The sequence below is a fragment of the Calothrix sp. NIES-2098 genome, from assembly GCF_963875125.1.
Taxonomy (GTDB): domain Bacteria; phylum Cyanobacteriota; class Cyanobacteriia; order Cyanobacteriales; family Nostocaceae; genus Aulosira.
On record NZ_CAWNKJ010000001.1, the window covers coordinates 6,527,125 to 6,544,416 of the forward strand.

14 protein-coding genes are annotated in these 17,292 nt (G+C 43.0%); 4 read left to right on the plus strand and 10 right to left on the minus strand.

All coding sequences use genetic code 11. The annotated features are described in order from the left end of the window. Window positions 1-234: 234 nt before the first annotated feature. Window positions 235-576, plus strand: a complete 342-nt coding sequence (locus tag AACU33_RS27300; RefSeq protein ID WP_096592647.1) for a hypothetical protein — start codon at window positions 235-237, stop codon at window positions 574-576. A gap of 5 nt (window positions 577-581) precedes the next feature. Here the strand turns inward: AACU33_RS27300 and AACU33_RS27305 are convergent, their stop codons facing one another. From AACU33_RS27305 to AACU33_RS27325, 5 genes are all read right to left on the minus strand, one after another. After that, window positions 582-2,165 carry a multicopper oxidase family protein gene (locus AACU33_RS27305; RefSeq protein ID WP_096592650.1) on the minus strand — a complete coding sequence of 528 codons (1,584 nt, stop codon included), beginning with the start codon at window positions 2,163-2,165 and terminating at the stop codon, window positions 582-584. A 459-nt stretch (window positions 2,166-2,624) separates the two neighbouring features. Continuing rightward, window positions 2,625-3,701, minus strand: a complete 1,077-nt coding sequence (locus tag AACU33_RS27310) for an ATP-dependent 6-phosphofructokinase (protein WP_096592652.1) — start codon at window positions 3,699-3,701, stop codon at window positions 2,625-2,627. A gap of 25 nt (window positions 3,702-3,726) precedes the next feature. Then, window positions 3,727-3,921: a DUF2949 domain-containing protein gene (locus tag AACU33_RS27315; RefSeq protein ID WP_096592654.1), complete on the minus strand. Its 195-nt coding sequence runs from the start codon at window positions 3,919-3,921 to the stop codon at window positions 3,727-3,729. Between the two features lie 332 nt (window positions 3,922-4,253). Next, window positions 4,254-6,980, minus strand: coding sequence for an ATP-binding protein (locus AACU33_RS27320; protein ID WP_096592657.1), 2,727 nt, complete (start codon window positions 6,978-6,980; stop codon window positions 4,254-4,256). Beyond that, window positions 6,977-8,056 carry an AAA family ATPase gene (locus AACU33_RS27325; protein WP_096592659.1) on the minus strand — a complete coding sequence of 360 codons (1,080 nt, stop codon included), beginning with the start codon at window positions 8,054-8,056 and terminating at the stop codon, window positions 6,977-6,979. The genes AACU33_RS27320 and AACU33_RS27325 overlap by 4 nt, the downstream gene beginning before the upstream one ends. Before the next feature lie 236 nt (window positions 8,057-8,292). Between AACU33_RS27325 and AACU33_RS27330 the strand changes: the two genes are divergently transcribed. Then, on the plus strand, window positions 8,293-8,829 hold the full coding sequence (locus AACU33_RS27330; RefSeq protein ID WP_339376320.1) for a hypothetical protein: 537 nt from the start codon (window positions 8,293-8,295) through the stop codon (window positions 8,827-8,829). 167 nt (window positions 8,830-8,996) lie between these two features. Here the strand turns inward: AACU33_RS27330 and AACU33_RS27335 are convergent, their stop codons facing one another. From AACU33_RS27335 to AACU33_RS27350, 4 genes are all read right to left on the minus strand, one after another. Beyond that, entirely contained in the window at window positions 8,997-9,632 is a 636-nt protein-coding gene (locus AACU33_RS27335; RefSeq protein WP_096592664.1) for a hypothetical protein, read from the minus strand. A gap of 136 nt (window positions 9,633-9,768) precedes the next feature. Next, window positions 9,769-10,050: a hypothetical protein gene (locus tag AACU33_RS27340; protein ID WP_096592667.1), complete on the minus strand. Its 282-nt coding sequence runs from the start codon at window positions 10,048-10,050 to the stop codon at window positions 9,769-9,771. A gap of 207 nt (window positions 10,051-10,257) precedes the next feature. After that, on the minus strand, window positions 10,258-11,304 hold the full coding sequence (locus AACU33_RS27345; protein WP_096592669.1) for an ABC transporter permease: 1,047 nt from the start codon (window positions 11,302-11,304) through the stop codon (window positions 10,258-10,260). A 139-nt stretch (window positions 11,305-11,443) separates the two neighbouring features. Further along, a complete protein-coding gene (locus tag AACU33_RS27350) occupies window positions 11,444-11,962 on the minus strand; it encodes an adenine phosphoribosyltransferase (protein WP_096595412.1) in 519 nt (172 codons plus the stop codon). A gap of 406 nt (window positions 11,963-12,368) precedes the next feature. Between AACU33_RS27350 and AACU33_RS27355 the strand changes: the two genes are divergently transcribed. Both AACU33_RS27355 and AACU33_RS27360 read left to right on the plus strand, forming a co-directional pair. Further along, window positions 12,369-12,995 (plus strand): DUF3038 domain-containing protein, encoded by a 627-nt coding sequence (locus tag AACU33_RS27355; protein ID WP_096592672.1) that lies wholly within the window; start codon window positions 12,369-12,371, stop codon window positions 12,993-12,995. Then, on the plus strand, window positions 12,992-14,479 hold the full coding sequence (locus AACU33_RS27360; protein WP_096592675.1) for a DUF4335 domain-containing protein: 1,488 nt from the start codon (window positions 12,992-12,994) through the stop codon (window positions 14,477-14,479). Before AACU33_RS27355 ends, AACU33_RS27360 begins: the two co-directional genes overlap by 4 nt. A 198-nt stretch (window positions 14,480-14,677) precedes the next feature. Here the strand turns inward: AACU33_RS27360 and AACU33_RS27365 are convergent, their stop codons facing one another. Then, entirely contained in the window at window positions 14,678-16,948 is a 2,271-nt protein-coding gene (locus tag AACU33_RS27365; RefSeq protein ID WP_096592677.1) for a transglycosylase domain-containing protein, read from the minus strand. Window positions 16,949-17,292 lie beyond the last annotated feature (344 nt).

The following is a 17,292-nucleotide window of genomic DNA, read 5'->3' on the forward strand; positions in this document are numbered from 1 at the left end:
GTAAGTCAGGAAAGAGTAAAAGGTTTATCTGAACTGTATTGAAGTTTCTAATTCACGCAATCATACACTAGGCGGTTAATCTTAGGAATATTGGCGATCGCCAACTTCATAAAGAGATGATTTTTAACGGAAATATATAACAAAGTTGTGTTGATTTATTTCTACTGATTGATTAAATTGGCAGTTGGTTTAGAGTGAAGATAAAACCTTACTCATCAAGGTAGGAAATGTTGTATGTGGAAGACTGTGTTTTTAACATTGATATTCTTGATTGCATCAGTGTTACTGATTGCTGAAACAACCTTTGCTAATACTTGGATTGAAGGGAATGCATGGGTTGCTGAAAATACTGTGAACGCTGTTTCACCTGAAGTAACTCCATCTCCAGAATTACCACAGCCGAAAGTTGATGAATTAAAGAGCGATCGCGAAACCACCCAAACCAAAACAGACGATCGAAATCCTGCTCCAGAAAAACGATCGGCTGTTAATACTGTTCGTCCTCAATCTCCTAATCCTTACGATATAGAAGCGATCGAGCAATATAATCAGCAAGTTTATGGAGCAGGAAACTAGGGTTACTACAGCGCTGCGATCTGCGAAATCGGTAGTGCAGGTGCTGTTGTCACTGGGTCAGGGCCACCTTGACCAACTTCAAACTGAGTCATCATTGCATGGTCTTCATGAACGAGATTGTGGCAATGCATCATAAATTTACCTTTAATATCCCGTTGATCTCGGCTCCGAAACTGAGCAATTACGCGGACTGTCTCAAATTCACCAACCAAGAAAACATCTTTCCAACCCCGTTCGTAAGGTCGAGGAGGTAAGCCATTGCGGTCAAGGAGTTGCAAGTCAACTAGATGAATGTGGACGGGATGCACCCAGCCACTTCCAGGATTAACCAATTCCCAAATTTCCACATCACCTGGTTGGGGATTAGCATCTACTCGTTGAGAATCCCAGGTCAGGTTATTGATCTTCCACTGTCCGTTGTTGCGTTCAAAGCGGAAGTTTCGGGTTCTAGCAATAGGCTTATCTCTTAAGGATTCTACAGGGCGTAATTGATTGGGAATAATGCTGTCATCTTGTTCTTGGCGTACCACATCAAAGCGTATGATAGCGTGCGTGCGCACATCATTATCAATAGTGCCTGAGAAGCCAACATTTCGTAAGTAGACTTGGGAACCGATCGGATATTTAGAAAAATCAATGACGATATCGTAGCGTTCTGCCATGCCAATTTGTAGACCTTGCAATGGCGCAACCAACTCTACAGGCGCGTCTAGTAAACCTGCATCGCTACCAATTACAATTAACCTTTCACCGCTAGTTTGTGCATCTGGTTTTTGGCTTAAAATCAGTCGATAATTCCGAGATGCAGAAGCGTTTAAAACACGGAAGCGGTACTTACGATTAGCCACTTGCATTTGCGGCCAAGGTACTCCATTAACGAGAATTACATCTCCATAAACGCTTCTTTGATTGTTGTCATCAAAGATTAAACTGCCATCCTTAGCTAATCGCTTATCTTGAATAATTAGCGGGACATCATAGTCGCCTTTAGGTAAAGGTAAATTGAGTTCGTACTCATCTTCCACAATGTACATCCCTGCTAAACCCATATACACGTTGCGGGAAGTGAAATCGAGAGTGTGGTCGTGATACCACAGAGTAGCAGCGCGATCGTTGGGATAAATGTAATCCTTGAAGTATTGGGGAGGAATATAATCAATCGCATAGCCATCGTACTGTGGCAACGATGCCATGCCGTGTAAATGGATAACATGATTAATTAACCGCCCTTGAGCATCTCTATCTAGCTGATTAATAAACCGAACTTTCGAGAAGCGTCCGCCTTCACTGCGCTTACCGCCTCGTTGTCTAATTGTTGGGCCTGGACTGATACCGTTATACCCCCAAATTTCTGTTTTCAGCCCAGGTAAAATTTCAATTGCAGACTTCTGAATTTTGATTTCATAATAATCGGTGGTGTCATCGCTGCGTTGCGGTTTAAGTACTGGCGGTACTTTAAAAGGAAGCTGAAAACGCAGAATTTGCGGACTCAATTGTGCAGAAGCAATACTTGGAAATCCAAAGGGTGAGAGTAAAACTCCACCACCAGCTAAACTAAGTTTTATCGCTTCGCGTCTGGTAATATTCATATTGTTTTTCCCATAAATGACCCATCATTTCCGCTGCATCTCAGAGAAAATTTCGCTCTTAACTAAAGCAATCAAGCCATTAGGAAGACTGAAGATGTTAAGGTTGCCCGTATAGCCAATTCTTAATTGGTGTAAATAAGGGCTGATCTACACTTGGAATTGACTATACTTAATCTTGTCTTCCTTGATGCATTCAGGAGTACGCCAACAATAGATCTGAATATCTATTTACTGAATATAGAAAGTAATTTATGATTTTTTCTAAAAATTAGTTTATATAAATATAAAAAATTAACACTACTAGTAGGTCATATCATTTCTGAAGGTAATTTAGTAGTCATTAAACACTGCTATTTTTAGCTTTAGAAGTACTTTGCTGCTTTATTTTTAAAGAAATGGCCCTTAGCTTGTTCCGTTGTTTCTACATCTATAAATAAGTTTACAAATCAAATATAAGTACTATGCAGCAGCATGATTCCCAACATAAATACCAAGCGATCGCGCTGTTTCTACCAGATAATTATGAGGATCTACAAGTGACGGACTTTTAGCTAAAACGGCTTCTAAAGGAACGGCTACAACTTCGCCATTTTGCCAAGCTACCATCTGTCCCGTTTTCCCACTAGCAATTAAATCTACAGCGGCTTTACCAAAAGCTGTGGCTACTAAACGGTCTAACGCTGAAGGAATCCCACCACGTTGGATATGTCCTAAAACTGAAGCTCGAATGTCGATTTGCTTGTGGCTGCAATTGCTGAGTTCATCGGCAATCAACTGTCCAATACCGCAGGATGGCTTTTCACAGGATGCATAGTTAGATGAATCTTCGGGAATATGAGCGCCTTCTGCAACCACGACAATCGCAAATCTGCGTCCCCAGCGATCGCGTAATTCTGCTAGATGTGCGCAAGTATCCTTAATAGTATAGGGAATTTCCGGCATCAAAATTACATCAGCACCGCCTGCAATACCAGAATGTAGGGCTAAATGACCAGCTGTGCGTCCCATCACTTCTACAATCATCACGCGATCGTGGCTGGAAGCGGTAAAGGTAAGACGATTTAGGGCATCCACAACTGTATTAACAGCAGTATCAAACCCTACTACTCTTTCTGTAAGCGCCACATCATTATCTATAGTTTTGGGAATAGCAATGAATTGCCAATTTCCCTTGTTTCGCAACTGGTTGAGAATAGCTAAACTACCGTCTCCCCCAATCCCAATTAAAGCATCCAGTTCTAAGGCCTGGTAGCCAGCCATAAGTTCATCGACATAAGCCAGAGTATCGCCTTTGTTGATACTGCCCAGGATAGTACCACCCATGCTTAATAAAGGATCTATACCACGCAAGTCTAAACCGTGGAGAGAAAGCGGAATTGCCTTTACCTCTAACAAGCCTCTTGTAGCATAAGGAATCCCCACTACCTGCCAGCCATAGGTCAAGGTAGCATGGCTGACAACAGCACGAATTACCGCATTCAGTCCCGGACAGTCACCGCCACTGGTAAGAATACCCAGTCGTTTTTGTGTTTTCATCGGACTTCAGCTAAAAAGCTTCTCTTCAACGAATCGAATTTAACCAATCATAAATCTGGTCTAACTGGCTTAATGTCACCAGCCCATACTGCCAAAGAATCATGGGTAATACACTAGGATTTTGTTCGGGATGTCGCAACGCCAGTTGCAAACCATCTGCCGGAATTGCCAAATCTTCTTGCAAAAAGCGGAGGAACTTTGCCAACCTTTTGGTTTCCATAGTTATCACCCTGTTTTGGCTATAGGAAGAGATTAGGTAAAAAATCTGAGGAACTTGTGAGGACTGGATAATTTTATTTACAGGAGATCGTAACGCATATCAATTTTAAATTTTGGTTTTATAGAATTTCTCAGTGTTGCTAACTTAAGGGATGAATGTCTCATATCATATCCGCTAAATTAGTTGCAATATGTCATTGCGAGGGGAACGAAGCAATCCCAACACCTTTAGGATTGCTTCGCTTCGCTCGCAATGACAAGTATTCAACCGGACATGATATCATCCAACAAATTAACAAGAATTTTCACACTTTCTGCTTCCTGCCCTCTGCCTTACTCTCGCGACAGTGGATGATTTTGCAAAACCCAACAGCGAAACAGTTCTACAATAATTCGCCAGCATCCCTCAGTCTGTGCAACTACATCATGGCGCATTAACATATCGAGCGCTGCTTGTAGCTGTTCGCTACCCAAAGCCGTAGACTCAGCTAAAGCATCAAAACTTAATCCTTCTGGGTGCGGTGCAAGTACCTGTATTATCACTTGCTGACCATCAGCACCCCGCATCGCCTGACCCCAAACCCCATCAAAATAGTAGCGTCCCCGCTTAAAAAACTCAGGATCGTTGATAACTGCTGCTACATCTTCCACCGTAAAAACCGGACTGCGGGAGCGTCCTTGCTCAAACACAAAATCATTGTAGCGGCGCACTAGCTGAAATCCCATAAGTTGGACTAAATAAGGTTGACCAGATGTTAAATTATAAATTTCATCTAGCGCTTCCGGGGTGTAGTCGAGGAGAAAGTCATCATCTGGGTTAGCTAGAATTTGTCTAGTAGCTGCACGTTCCTGAAAGCCTACATGAATGATAATGACGCTAGCAAAGAAAGGCTGAAAATAATCTGCCGTCATTTCCTCCAAGGTGTGCAAACCAGCAAAAGCAAAGGCAATTTTAGAACTCATTTGCACCAACCCCCGCAGAAAACCCATAAAATCTTGGGGGATTTTTTCCGCTTCAATTAATTCTTCAATTTTCTCGAACTCATCTAAGGCGATGATTAACCCACCTTCTAACTGTGCTTCTACCTGTTTCAAATAGCGTTCAAAAGTCCGGTAGGGAAGATTGAGCAAATCTGCATCAGCTGGGGGTGGAATTTTCACAGCTTGGGAAATTTCATCAGTAATTGCCATTAGCACCTCGCCAACCCCTTGCGGAGTATCTCCCAACCGCAGCAGGTTGACATAAACTAGCTGTATCCCTGCACCTAGAGAATTAGCAGCGTTTACTAGGATAGAAGTTTTACCCATACGCCTGTGACCGTAGAGAACTACAGACTGGAGTTGATAACCCGTCACCCAGAGTTCTTCTAACTGTCTGATGATATCTTCTCGCCCGACAAAGAGATTACCTTGAACCGGGTCGCCTACTATATAAGGATTAAGCACAGGCTTAGTGATGGCAATTTCCCCCACCTCACCAGCGATTTGTAAGAGGCTCATTCCCCAATTTATAACGATTTCTCTAATTAGCTCTTTTTGTGCTTGCGGCAAACTGTCAGCTTGGTTGAGGATGTTAGCGAGTTCACCTAAAGCGCGATTGAAAGCCATAGACTTAGCCGAACGAGATACACTGCTATTAACAAACTGAACATCCTCAACAACTCGACGTAGGCTAGCAATTGCTTTCCAAGTGACTGGACGTAAAAGCGGTTCTGCTGGAAATGTAGGTAATTGCACAGCAGCAATCGAGAGTGCATCTTTAGCTTCGTGAAATGCTGCTAGAGTTTGGGCAAGAGTGTACATCTCTTCACCATATAGAAGAGAACGCACTACAGCAAAAGCTTTTCTTGCCTGTATTGGTCGTTTTTCATAGAGATACCAAAAACCAGCAGCAGATGCACGAGCCGGAGAATCTAAGCGGATGTCTGTCAGGAAACTTGCTGGGAATCTTTCGAGTCTAAATTGAAGATAAAAAGAGAAAACATTATGTATACCTTGAGCTTTTAACTTTAGTTCTTCATCCAGAGAAGCTGAGGCAAAACGTACTAGTTCCCAATCAAAAGGAGCCTCTGCAAGTTGAGATACACACCAAATAATTTGCTCTGATGAGGTTTTGGCAAGTACTGTATTAACTGCTTTTACAACAGGAATAAATTGTAGGGTATATGCTAACAATTCATTGGTATTATGCAGGCCTGTTTCCCAATCTTGCTGTAGCCAATTCTGCAATCGTTTTTGGAGCTGAAGTATGGGAATCGGAGTGATGTGAGGAAGTAGGCAACTACTATTGGGAATATTTTTTAAACTTAAAGATAAGCCAATTAACCAATTGTCTGGACGTATTAACGCTAAGCCTCCCACCACAGCTGATACCAAGCCTCCCACCAAGCCTAGCGTTACGCCAAACCCCACACTTCCCAGCACACCTTCCGCCAAGCTTATTGCCACACCTAATGCGACGTTTAGTACTACACCTGTTGCTATGCTTCTCGCCAGGCCTGCCTTCAAACCAAAAAGCAAGCTGAGGAGCAAGCCGAATACCACGCCTCCTGTCACTCCTCCTACAGCACCTTTTGGCACACCTCCCATCAAGGCTCGCATTACACCTCCTGCAACACTATACCCCACACCTACCACTACGCCTTTTGAGACACCTCCCCCCACGCCAAACAACGCACCTCCCCCCATACTGAACCACGCGCCTATTATCACGCTGAATCCCACGCCTTGCGCCAATTGGAACCAGTCAATGTAAACATTTCCTATTTTGTCAATAATTAGACATATAGCCGCTGGTGTAACTACTGTTAACACTAATCCTTGGTAAAGTAACTGACGCTGGATAGGATTCTGGCGCAACAACTCCCACAACTTTCGCCAATTCATTTCACTTTCAGCGATATTCACACCCCCGAAAGTATCCACATACCACCGCAAAGCCTGGGGAAAGAAAAACACCCAGTACAACAAGCGTAGATAATCCAAGGGGTTCCATAGAGAGAGGGGACGACGCAACTTGGGTGCTAAGTCTAAGCGCGGTACAGGCTGGTGTAGACTCATAATACAGTTTTCATCCTCTCCATATACCGCGAGTAGGTTCGATGACACAAATACATAAGTCGCTGGGGATGTCCGCCGCTTTCTTGGATTAGTTGAATGATTTCTTCTTCTGTAAAACTAACCTGAGTATTCGCTAAACGACTGTCAATAAACCCACGAACCATATTTTCGTCCCAAGGCTGAATAAGTTCTTCAATGCAAACGCCTTGAAACGGTGAAGGATTATCTCGGCTATCAGGAAACAGAACATCCAGGTGTTCGCTAGCTGCAATCACCAAGCGCAGAGGTGGGTTAGCTTGTCCGTCAGCTAAACCGCGCAGTTGTTGGCGTAATTCCCTAGTGAAACCATCCCAAGTCATTTGTTGTACTTCGTCTAATAACAACAATAATTGCTGTTTTTGTAACTCACGAATTAATTGCCGACCCTTGCTAACAGCGATTCCCACTTTATTACAGAGTTCATCATAAAAGTCATCGTCATTAAAAAGTAGGCTTAAATTGAGATAAATTGTCTTACGTGGTTTGAGCAGCCGATGTTCTGCCTGTTGGTAAATAGCTTTGAGTAGAGAAGACTTGCCAATTTTTTTCTCTCCAATCAGCGCTACGCTACTGCCACTGTTTAAGGTTTCAAATACTCTGGTAATCTCTCTTTCCCGACCGAACAATAGATGCTGTTCGGTGATGATGTCATTGAGGGGAATAAATGGGTTATCTGTGTAAGCAATAACAGGAGGAACAATATTATTGTTTTGGATTCTCAACCATTCCAAATATTGAGGTTTAAGCCAAGCTATAAATCTGACATCTTTGTCTCGACTTTTCAGGTCGTAATCAGGGAAGCCTTCCCTGTCTATCTGAGGAGAAAATCGCTCATTATATATTGTCCACATCTGCCGCCTCACAGTCTCAGCCGAGATGGGAAGTTCAGGGTTTTTTAATGATTGCTCTGCAACCTGATTATTATCATTTACAGTATTCTCATCGGGAAATTTCGCCAAAAGAATCGCCTGTTCTTTGGGAGTTAAACCCCACTTACGATATACCTCCATGACCAGAAAGTTTTCCCAAGAGTTCATATTTCTGCCATACTCCCCAACATCTTGGCAAACGATTCTTCACTCGCAAGGCTGAATTTAACTGAATTTAAATATAGCGCTTTTCCGATTATGAGAAAATGCGGAAAAATTTTTCCAGTATTTTTCAGAATAACCGGAAAGCTCTTTCTGGGACATTATCGAAGCAAAATTTTATGATTTTGATGCTAAAGATATTGAGTTTTGCTTAAGAAGTAAGTTGGAGGAGAGAAATTAATATGAGATTATCAATGGATAAAGTAATCGTGCCCGTGGTAGTTGCCCTGATAACCTTCGCAGGTAGTTTGGGTGCTGCCTGGATTACTGCAAACCCTCATAATAAGCCAGAAATTCAGCCTCCTACATCACAATGCAACCCAAATCTTGCATCTAAAATTTGTGTTGCTAATCTCACTGTACAAATTAATAGCGATGAACCCCTGCAAGTAAATAATCATCAACGGATTTCTCTGAAAGCTGGGGATAGTTTAAAGGTGTTGAATATTAGCTATTGCATACATTCTGAAGTCAGCCTTAATAAAGTAGAAGCAAAAGCTTATCTTTTCAAACATGGAGTTGAGAGTTATAAAGATGTTCTGCTAACTCCTAGTAACTTTCCAATTAATACAGGTGTTTGTCACAATATCGGTAACTTTCAAAAAAGCTGGAAACTTGAGCCAGGACAACATCAAGCCATGATTCCTATCATCAAATATGATGGCAGCAATAGAATTGTTGATAAGAGTTTCTACTTTACTTTGGATGTTGGCTCTTAAATGTTGCAAGATTCTCAACTAGCACCATCGTTCGCCTTGGAATGAATTCCAAGGCTAATAGCCTAAGTCCACTCAAGTGGACTGAAAACTTTAGCAGTGGTCTTTAGATGAATTTAGCTATTAGCCCGATCATTTATTCTCTTCTCAAATGGTTGTCAAGACTGATGCTAAGTAAAATCTCGCCTGATGCGATTTAGGGCTTGGTTTAAACCTTCGCTGTGAATCCAGCCGACAAAGCCACCATAAATCATTCTGTCATGGCGATCGCTAATAAAAACATGGTCAACGCCAAGAGGATTTTTCCAAGTTCTCACGGCGCTGCCATCCCTTAGCCTCATAATCGGGTTGGAACTCTTAAAATCTCTGTGGTGGGCGCGAGTCATACCGGGGACATTTTCTAAAATAGCGATCGCTTCTTTAGCATCATCTGTTGTATTCTCAGTAACTACCGTTGCACAACCGCATCCATCAGTTACAGTCGTCTTAAGTCTGTCTTTCATATCACCGTCAAACAGCGATAAAGAATCAATCTCTTCTAAAAGTTTGCCATGTGGTTCAGTTTGTCGGCGTTGGCAATAAACCGCTGTGAGAAAATCTTCTAGGCTGACTTTCGCTAAAGCATCAGTAATTAAACCCGTCAGTCCCAACACAGCAATTCCACCCAGCATCCCCGCAGGTCCGCCCAAAAAAGCTAAAGCTGCGGTAATAGCAGCAGCACCCGTAAAGCCTGTAGCAGCCATTGTTATTACCAAAATTACACCTGGTAAACCCAAAGCCGCAACTTTTTTGACAACTTCATCCATACCCTGTCACCTCAAGACAAGATTGTTTCTGAAGTCTTTTCTAACACTTGGGTATATCAACTCGCTTTAATTACAGCAATATTTTAAGTAGCGATCGCTATTTTTCAAAACAGCATAATTCACTGCCTAAAAAATATTAACCATGCTGTAAAAAATCCACTTTGGGTAATAAAGGATCGGTCACAATCCCTATACCGTAAAAACCCCAGCGTTTGAGCAAACTACTCACCTGTGTACCAGGAATCGATTCTACAGCAAAGCGGTTTGCTACCTCTGCGGCATGGGTGTTTAAATAGCTCAGAGCATCAAAGTTTTCCTTAAACAACAACAGATAACCCGATGCTTCAGCGTTAGGACGAGCTGTAAGGTAACGACCATCAGATTTTGAGCGCACCAGATAATATACTTCCGACAGCATGGCGAACAGGTGGGGAAACGTGGGAGTGTGGGGAGACAAGGTGAGACCAGCGCTGCGGGAGGGTTTCCCTCCGCAGGCGACTGGCGTTCTCCGAAGGAGTTCTCGAAGAGTACCCGAAGGGAAGAAATGACAAATGACCCTTCGGGTTCACCAGTTGCTACAACGGAGGGAACCTCCGCAACGCACTGGTTCACCAATGACAAATGACTAATTCAAATTCTCTAAGCGAATGCGTGGATCGGCAAGCTTCAGCATCAAGTCAGCAGCTAAATTACCAATAATTAAGAGTACTGCTCCCATCACCAAGCTTGCCATTAATAAGTACAAATCTTGAGCTTGTAAAGCTTGTAAAGTTAACCTACCCAAACCAGGCCAGTTAAAGAACTGTTCGGCAATGAATGCACCGTTTAATAAACCAGCTAGCTCAAAACCTAATAAGGTAATTAGAGGGTTGATAGCATTACGCAGAGCATGAACGTAAATCACTCGATTTTCTGGCAATCCTTTAGCACGAGCCGTTTGAATATAATCTTGACGCAGAACATCTAATAATTCGCCACGCATAATGCGTTGCAAGCCAGCAAAACTGGTAATCGAAAGTGCGATCGTTGGTAAAATCATGTGCCAACCAAGATCGAGGAGTTTGCCAAACCAGGAAAGTTCAGAGTTATTAATGCTAGTCATCCCACCGACTGGGAACAGAGGTGAGGTGACTTGAGCTAAGATCAGCAAAAATAGAGCAGTGATAAAACTCGGAAATCCTTGTCCGGTGTAACTAATTACCTGCAATACGCGGTCAACCAACTTATTTTGCTTAACTGCGGCGATAATCCCCAAAGGAATAGCGATCGCCCAGGTAATAATTAAAGAAGCGATCGCTAACAGCAAAGTCGTCGGTATTCGCTCTCCCAACAGCGAAGCCACAGAGCGTTGGTAAACAAAACTCGTACCAAAATCTCCTTTTGTAAAGATTCGCCACAGCCATAATCCAAATTGCTCTGGCCAAGATTTATCTAAACCGAACTGTCGCTTGATTTCCTCAATCCTTTCGGGAGAGATTTTGGGGTTTTGCCGCAATGTATCTACATAATCCCCTGGAGCCAGTTGAATAATGAAAAATGACAATGCCGACGCCAAAAATAAAGTCAACAATGCCTGTAGTAGCCTTTTCATTACATAAATGAAAGTCTCACTCGTGATTAGCCTAATTAGCCAATCCCGACCTGTCTCCAGAGAAATTCTTGTAGATGTCATATGCAGTAAGTCAAGGGTCAAAGGGAGCCAGCACCGTGGGCGGGTTTCCCGGCTTGAGATGACTGGCGTTCAAGGGTCAAGAGTCATAAGTCTGTAATCGAGACTTTTGACTATGTCATATCGACTTTTGGACTCTTGACTAATATTCAATCAGGGAAATAATCGGCACATCTGGCAGATGTTTACGTCCTTGTAAATCCCGTAGCTCGATAATAAACCCAAAGCCCACTAATTCGCAGCCAATTTTCTGGACTAACTTCGCAGTTGCACTCGCCGTTCCTCCTGTGGCAATTAAATCATCCACAATTAAAACTCGGCTACCTGGGTGTAACGCATCCTGATGCACTTCCAAGGAGTCTGTACCATACTCCAACTCATACTCAATTGAATGCACTGCTCCTGGTAACTTACCTTTTTTGCGGGCGGGAATAAAACCAGATCCTAATTTATAAGCCAAAGGAGAACCAAAAATAAAGCCCCGTGACTCCATTCCCACAATGTAATCTGGGGTCATTCCCCTATCTGTACACTGTTGGGCGAAAAAGTCAATAGTATAGCGCAGCCCTTGAGGATCGCGCAGTAGCGTAGTGATATCTCGAAATAAAATTCCGGGTTTGGGAAAATCTGGGATATCACGAATTAGCGACTTCAAATCCATAAAAATTGGTATTAGGGATTGATTATTGGGAATTGAGGATTGGGCATTGAGCATGGCGATCTAGAAACCTCCTTTTTCCTCATCGCCCGTCTGCGATCGCCAATTCCAGATACCTGACAAATCGTACACTATAATGTCATACGCTGGGGATCGAAGCTCCAGTTTCGCCATCCATTGACGATCGCTTGAATCTAACTCAAGCTAGGGATGGAATTGCACTACCGAATGAGGCTGATACACTTATGTGTTAACAACTTAAATTTAAGTATACGGAAACCTTTGAGTAGAAGAAGTAATGTATATATCAGGCAGTACTAATACTGCTACAAGTCTCATACTTTTGTATGGCTATTTATCTTAAATTAGTTTTACCTAGTCTGTTGGAACCGCACAAGGTATCTATAGAATGAATGTCTCCGCTAGTTTAACGCCTTTCAACAGTCCTACTCCCCCCTCATTGCCTATGATTCTGGATACCTTACCCGATCCGGCCACTGAGGGGCAGGGATGTCCCCGTAGAACTCGGGTACAAATAGATCTGATATTACTAGCAATTGAAGCATTGGAACTGGGTGGTTCTGAAGCCATCCTCGCTTTTGCTGAAGAATTAGATTTAAAAGGAATTATTAAAGATAGAGTGACTTTGTGGCGAATGCGTAGTTCTAACCCACTACGACGAGCACATATGCGTCGCCCTTTAACTATCATGGAAGCGAAAGCTTTGGTGGTCATTGCTTGTTATATAGCGCGGCGTTTGACAGTTGTCATCCGCCAGTTGCTAATGATTTATCAACAAATGAATGAAAAGCAGATCCCCTTGGAACAAAATTTGCGTCTCTCTAATTATTTAGAGAGGTTTAGAACGCATTTTAAGAGTAGGATGAGTTCTCGGCGTTCTGGCGTACTAGCATTAAATTCAGACGAGAAATTAGACGATCTGGCTATAAATCTGTTGGGACAACTACTCTTCTGTACTGGCACAGCTGGAATGCAGCGATTCTGGATCAGTCTTTTCGATGGAGAAGTAGAATGAATATTCAACGTAAATATAGTCTACCTAATTGCACGTTACTTTTAGAAGGTTTAAGTGATGCCAGCAGGGCTGCACACTTTCAGGAGCTACGTCCAGAATTATCGATATTGGTAAATGCCGAATGCTATTTATCTAGTTATAACCAGCCTTTAGCAGGCGGACGAGAGTTTTTTGAAAGCTTAGTAAGGGCCGTTAGTGCTTATGCTCAAGAATTTTTGAGCAATGTACCAAATCCACAAGCACATAATCGAGATTCCGAACTAGTAGAGTTACAAAAAATAGATATCGATCGCCACAGATTGATTGTACATTCGGAGGGGGAACCAGCAGGTTTTGATGCTAACCCCAACCGTACTAAAGAGCCTATTCAAATCTATTTGAATACGGTACAGTTATTTGACTTAGTAGAAGCGGTAGATCAGTTTTTTGCTGACACCCAAACTTTACCAGAGCTATCGCTAGAATTACAACCAGTTGCCAGACGCAGTAGTCTTGCTAGTCAAGCTGTGTTGAAGCAGGCAGTACCTGCTAGTATTGGCGTCTCAAGTTTAGCGGTAGCAGCACTTGCTTTAAGTGTGATTCCATCTCCTCAAGTACGTCCACCAGAGCCAAAATCACAAGATCAAACTAGCTCTATAACACCTAATGCTACACCTAGTGCTACTCCTGCGGCTGTTGAATCTACAGTTCCAGCATCAGCTACTCCTACTGCTAACCCAACTGTGACACCTACAGCTGCGGCGGCTACAACTCCTACAGCTACTCCCACCCCAACAGCGACCCCCGCAGTTAAAGATTTAGAAGCACTTCTGACAACCGTCCCGGAAATTACCGATGCGTCTAAGCTGCGTGCGTTGAATCGTCAATTGTACAACCAAATTAATCCAGCTTGGTCTAATCGCTCAGGATTACAAGAAGATTTAGTTTATCGTGTGGGCGTAGCTGCGGATGGTGCAATGGTTGGCTATAAGGCGGTGAATAAAAAGGCTAATGAAGACATCCAAAAAACGCCTCTACCTAACTTACTTTACAATCCCGCCAATCGTGGCTCTATTAGCAACGAACCAATTGCTCAATTTAAAGTTGTGCTAACTAAATCGGGTGTGCTGGAAGTTAGCCCTTGGCGGGGATATGCGAAGACACCAGAAGTAGTTGGGGCAAAAATTACCGATCCTAAGGCAGTCAAAGAGTTAAGCCAGAAGCTATACAATACAGTTCGCCAAAACTGGGGTGGTACACCTAACTTTGAGAGATATTTGAAGTATCGGGTAGCGGTCAACAAAGATGGTACGATCGCCGATTATGAACCGCTTAACCAAGTTGCCTATGACTATGCTAGGGAAACTCCTCTTCCTCAGATGTTACAAGCAGCTTACGGCTCCAATTTGGTTGCTCCCAATACGAAAGAACCTCTTGCCCACTTCCAAGTAATATTTCAGCCTAGTGGTAAATTAGAAGTTGCTCCCTGGCACGGATATCAATAGATCGAGCAGGGAACAAGGTATATGAGAAACAGAAGGGAGATCAAAAATTCAAAATTAAGACATCTTTTGACTTTTGAACGCCACTTACTCTACTTGGGGAGACCCCAAGACCCTTACAGGTATCGACACTTCCTTCAACGGGGGAAACCCCCGCAACGGAGTGTCTCACCGCAGTGGCTCCCCTTGACTCTTGACTATTCACTTAACAATTCGCCCCATATAATTACCCCATAACTGAGCTGCTTGCGCGCTACTACCAGATGTAGGGGAGTTATTGTCATTTCCTAGCCAAATCCCAGTAACCAACCGCCGACTAGGAATAAAGCCGATAAACCATAAGTCAACGTTGTCATTCGTTGTACCAGTTTTACCAGCTTCCCCCAATCCTATGGCTGCACTGCGACCTGTACCCCTAGTTACAACCCCTCGCATTAAACTAGTCATTTCATCGGCTACATCATTCGATAGTACTCGTTTGTTAGCATCAGGGTCTTGGTCAAAAGAGTAAATTACGCGACAGGTTTTTAAATCTTTAGGATCGCGACAATCGCCACTATCTAAAATCCGGCTAATAGCATGGGGAGGATTCCATACCCCACGATTGCCAATTGCGCCAAAAGCACCAGTCATTTCCAAGACATTGACTACGCTTTGACCAAGTACTAAGCCAGGAACTGGATCTAACGATGATTTAATTCCCAAACGTTGGGCCATTGCTACAACTTTATCCAGCCCGATTTCTCGCGCCACTCGCAATGCAATCGGATTTTCCGACAGCGCCAAACCTGTAGCTATATCCAAACTAGTATCAGCACCCGCACGACAGGGTTTGTAAGTAAAGCCTTGCCAAGTTAAAGGCGCACAAGAATAACTCCTAAAGGGTGAAATTCCTTGCTGAATAGCAGCAGTGTAAGCAAAAATTTTAAAGGTGGAACCTGGTTGCCTTTTGGCTTGAACGGCACGATTAAATTGGCTTTTTTTGTAATCTGTACCCCCCACCATAGCCAAGATACCGCCATTGCTCGAATCTAAGGTGACGATCGCGCCTTGGGAGAAGCCAAAACTTGAGCCAGCATTATTGACTGAATTCCGTAAAGCTGCTTCTGCTTGTGCCTGAATTGCTGGATCTAGCTGGGTTTCGATAATATAATTCCCCTCTTTTGCTGCACCTTCTCCTAAAATTGATTCGAGTTCTTGGAAAACATAGCTGTAAAAATAAGGACTGATAGTTTTAGCTTGCTGTTCGCAAACTTTCGGGCTGACTTGGACAGTGGAACGTCTAGCACGGTTAGCATCCTCTGCTTTGATTTGCCCCATTTCTACCATCCGCTTAATCACGCGGTTACGGTATTCAGCGGCTTCTAGCTTATTTTGACCATCACCACAAAAATCGAAGGCGTTCGGACCTGGTAAAATACCCACCAAAGTCGCGGCTTCAGCCAAAGTTAATTCTTTAGCTGACTTATCAAAGTAATACTTAGCAGCATCTTCAAAACCAGAGGTATCTGCCCCTAAAAATACTCGATTTAAATAAGTCAGCAAAATTTCATCTTTGCTGTAAAAAGTTTCTAGCTTCAAAGCAACTACTGCTTCTCGCAATTTCCGTCCTAAGGAATCTTGTCTACCCACATAATCTCGGAACAAACTGCGAGCAACTTGTTGGGTGACAGTACTAGCTCCTTGCTGCACATCACCGCTACGGCTATTAATCAGTACAGCACGCAAAATTCCTAAAGGATCGACCCCAAAATGCCAGTAATAACGACTATCTTCTGAGGCAATCACAGCTTTTGCCAAATAAGGGCCAAAATCCTCCAACCGCTTCATGTCTACGTGAGATGTAGTTCTCGGCGCACGCAGCGGTGTAGCACCATCACGGGCGTAAACAACTACTGGTGCACGGGTAGCTGTCGGTAAGGGTCTTACCGAGAATTTCAGCCATTCCACACCGATTACCAAAGCAAATAAAGCACTGACTCCAGCAACACCATAAGCTGACCAAGTGGCTGCTTTGACATACCAAGCTGGGGGATCGACATATTGCAGGCGCACAGAAGCAGCAAGTTCTGGTGGGCCTAAGGTGAGAATATCGCCATGACGTAATTCTAAAGAAGTTATTCGTCGTTTGCCGCGATAAATGCCATTTGTGGAATTTTCATCTTTAATGATGAAAACTGGAGTGCGTTGCGTAGAATCACGCGTTAATGACAGGTGAATTTGGCTAACTACGGGGTTACGGATTACTATATCGCTAGATTTGGAACTGCGTCCTAAAATATAGCGATCGCCTAACAACGGATATACCTCTGCCTTATCTGCCCCCGCATCCTGCACCAATAATTCCGGTACTTTGGCATTAGGCTTGAGCGCTAGTTTAGAAAAATCCACCCTAGCTTGAATTGTGTGTACTGCTTGTGTCAGTTGACCAAGTATCGTTTGCGGCTTTTGAGGGGGTTGCGGGGAACTCATTGACTATTTAGATCGCGCCTATTAACGAAGAATCAGGAGAATTAGAGTCTTACTTCATGGTAGTCTTACACCATTTTAGTCATAAGCCTAGGCAGAAATTGGTTGTACTGATTTTTTTTGAATAGATTTTACATTTAAAGACTTCTTATTCAGCATATTTACGTTATTTCTCTTGAACTCTTGCTGATCTCAGCATTTACTAAAGCTTTACTGCTAGAATGCTTATTATATATAGTATTAACGGGAATAATACCTCAATAGAGTAAATTTCCTTTTGTAATTATCAAAACTAATGAGCAAAAAAACTAGGATGTAAATTTTACCGCTTTAATATATCCACATAT

What these genes read in the sequence shown, in the direction of transcription:
- AACU33_RS27300 (WP_096592647.1), top strand. Translation starts at nt 235, where the DNA reads ATGTGGAAGACTGTGTTTTTAACATTGATATTCTTGATTGCATCAGTG.
- AACU33_RS27305 (WP_096592650.1), bottom strand. Translation starts at nt 2,165, where the DNA reads ATGAATATTACCAGACGCGAAGCGATAAAACTTAGTTTAGCTGGTGGT.
- AACU33_RS27310 (WP_096592652.1), bottom strand. Translation starts at nt 3,701, where the DNA reads ATGAAAACACAAAAACGACTGGGTATTCTTACCAGTGGCGGTGACTGT.
- AACU33_RS27315 (WP_096592654.1), bottom strand. Translation starts at nt 3,921, where the DNA reads ATGGAAACCAAAAGGTTGGCAAAGTTCCTCCGCTTTTTGCAAGAAGAT.
- AACU33_RS27320 (WP_096592657.1), bottom strand. Translation starts at nt 6,980, where the DNA reads ATGAGTCTACACCAGCCTGTACCGCGCTTAGACTTAGCACCCAAGTTG.
- AACU33_RS27325 (WP_096592659.1), bottom strand. Translation starts at nt 8,056, where the DNA reads ATGAACTCTTGGGAAAACTTTCTGGTCATGGAGGTATATCGTAAGTGG.
- AACU33_RS27330 (WP_339376320.1), top strand. Translation starts at nt 8,293, where the DNA reads ATGAGATTATCAATGGATAAAGTAATCGTGCCCGTGGTAGTTGCCCTG.
- AACU33_RS27335 (WP_096592664.1), bottom strand. Translation starts at nt 9,632, where the DNA reads ATGGATGAAGTTGTCAAAAAAGTTGCGGCTTTGGGTTTACCAGGTGTA.
- AACU33_RS27340 (WP_096592667.1), bottom strand. Translation starts at nt 10,050, where the DNA reads ATGCTGTCGGAAGTATATTATCTGGTGCGCTCAAAATCTGATGGTCGT.
- AACU33_RS27345 (WP_096592669.1), bottom strand. Translation starts at nt 11,304, where the DNA reads ATGACATCTACAAGAATTTCTCTGGAGACAGGTCGGGATTGGCTAATT.
- AACU33_RS27350 (WP_096595412.1), bottom strand. Translation starts at nt 11,962, where the DNA reads ATGGATTTGAAGTCGCTAATTCGTGATATCCCAGATTTTCCCAAACCC.
- AACU33_RS27355 (WP_096592672.1), top strand. Translation starts at nt 12,369, where the DNA reads ATGAATGTCTCCGCTAGTTTAACGCCTTTCAACAGTCCTACTCCCCCC.
- AACU33_RS27360 (WP_096592675.1), top strand. Translation starts at nt 12,992, where the DNA reads ATGAATATTCAACGTAAATATAGTCTACCTAATTGCACGTTACTTTTA.
- AACU33_RS27365 (WP_096592677.1), bottom strand. Translation starts at nt 16,948, where the DNA reads ATGAGTTCCCCGCAACCCCCTCAAAAGCCGCAAACGATACTTGGTCAA.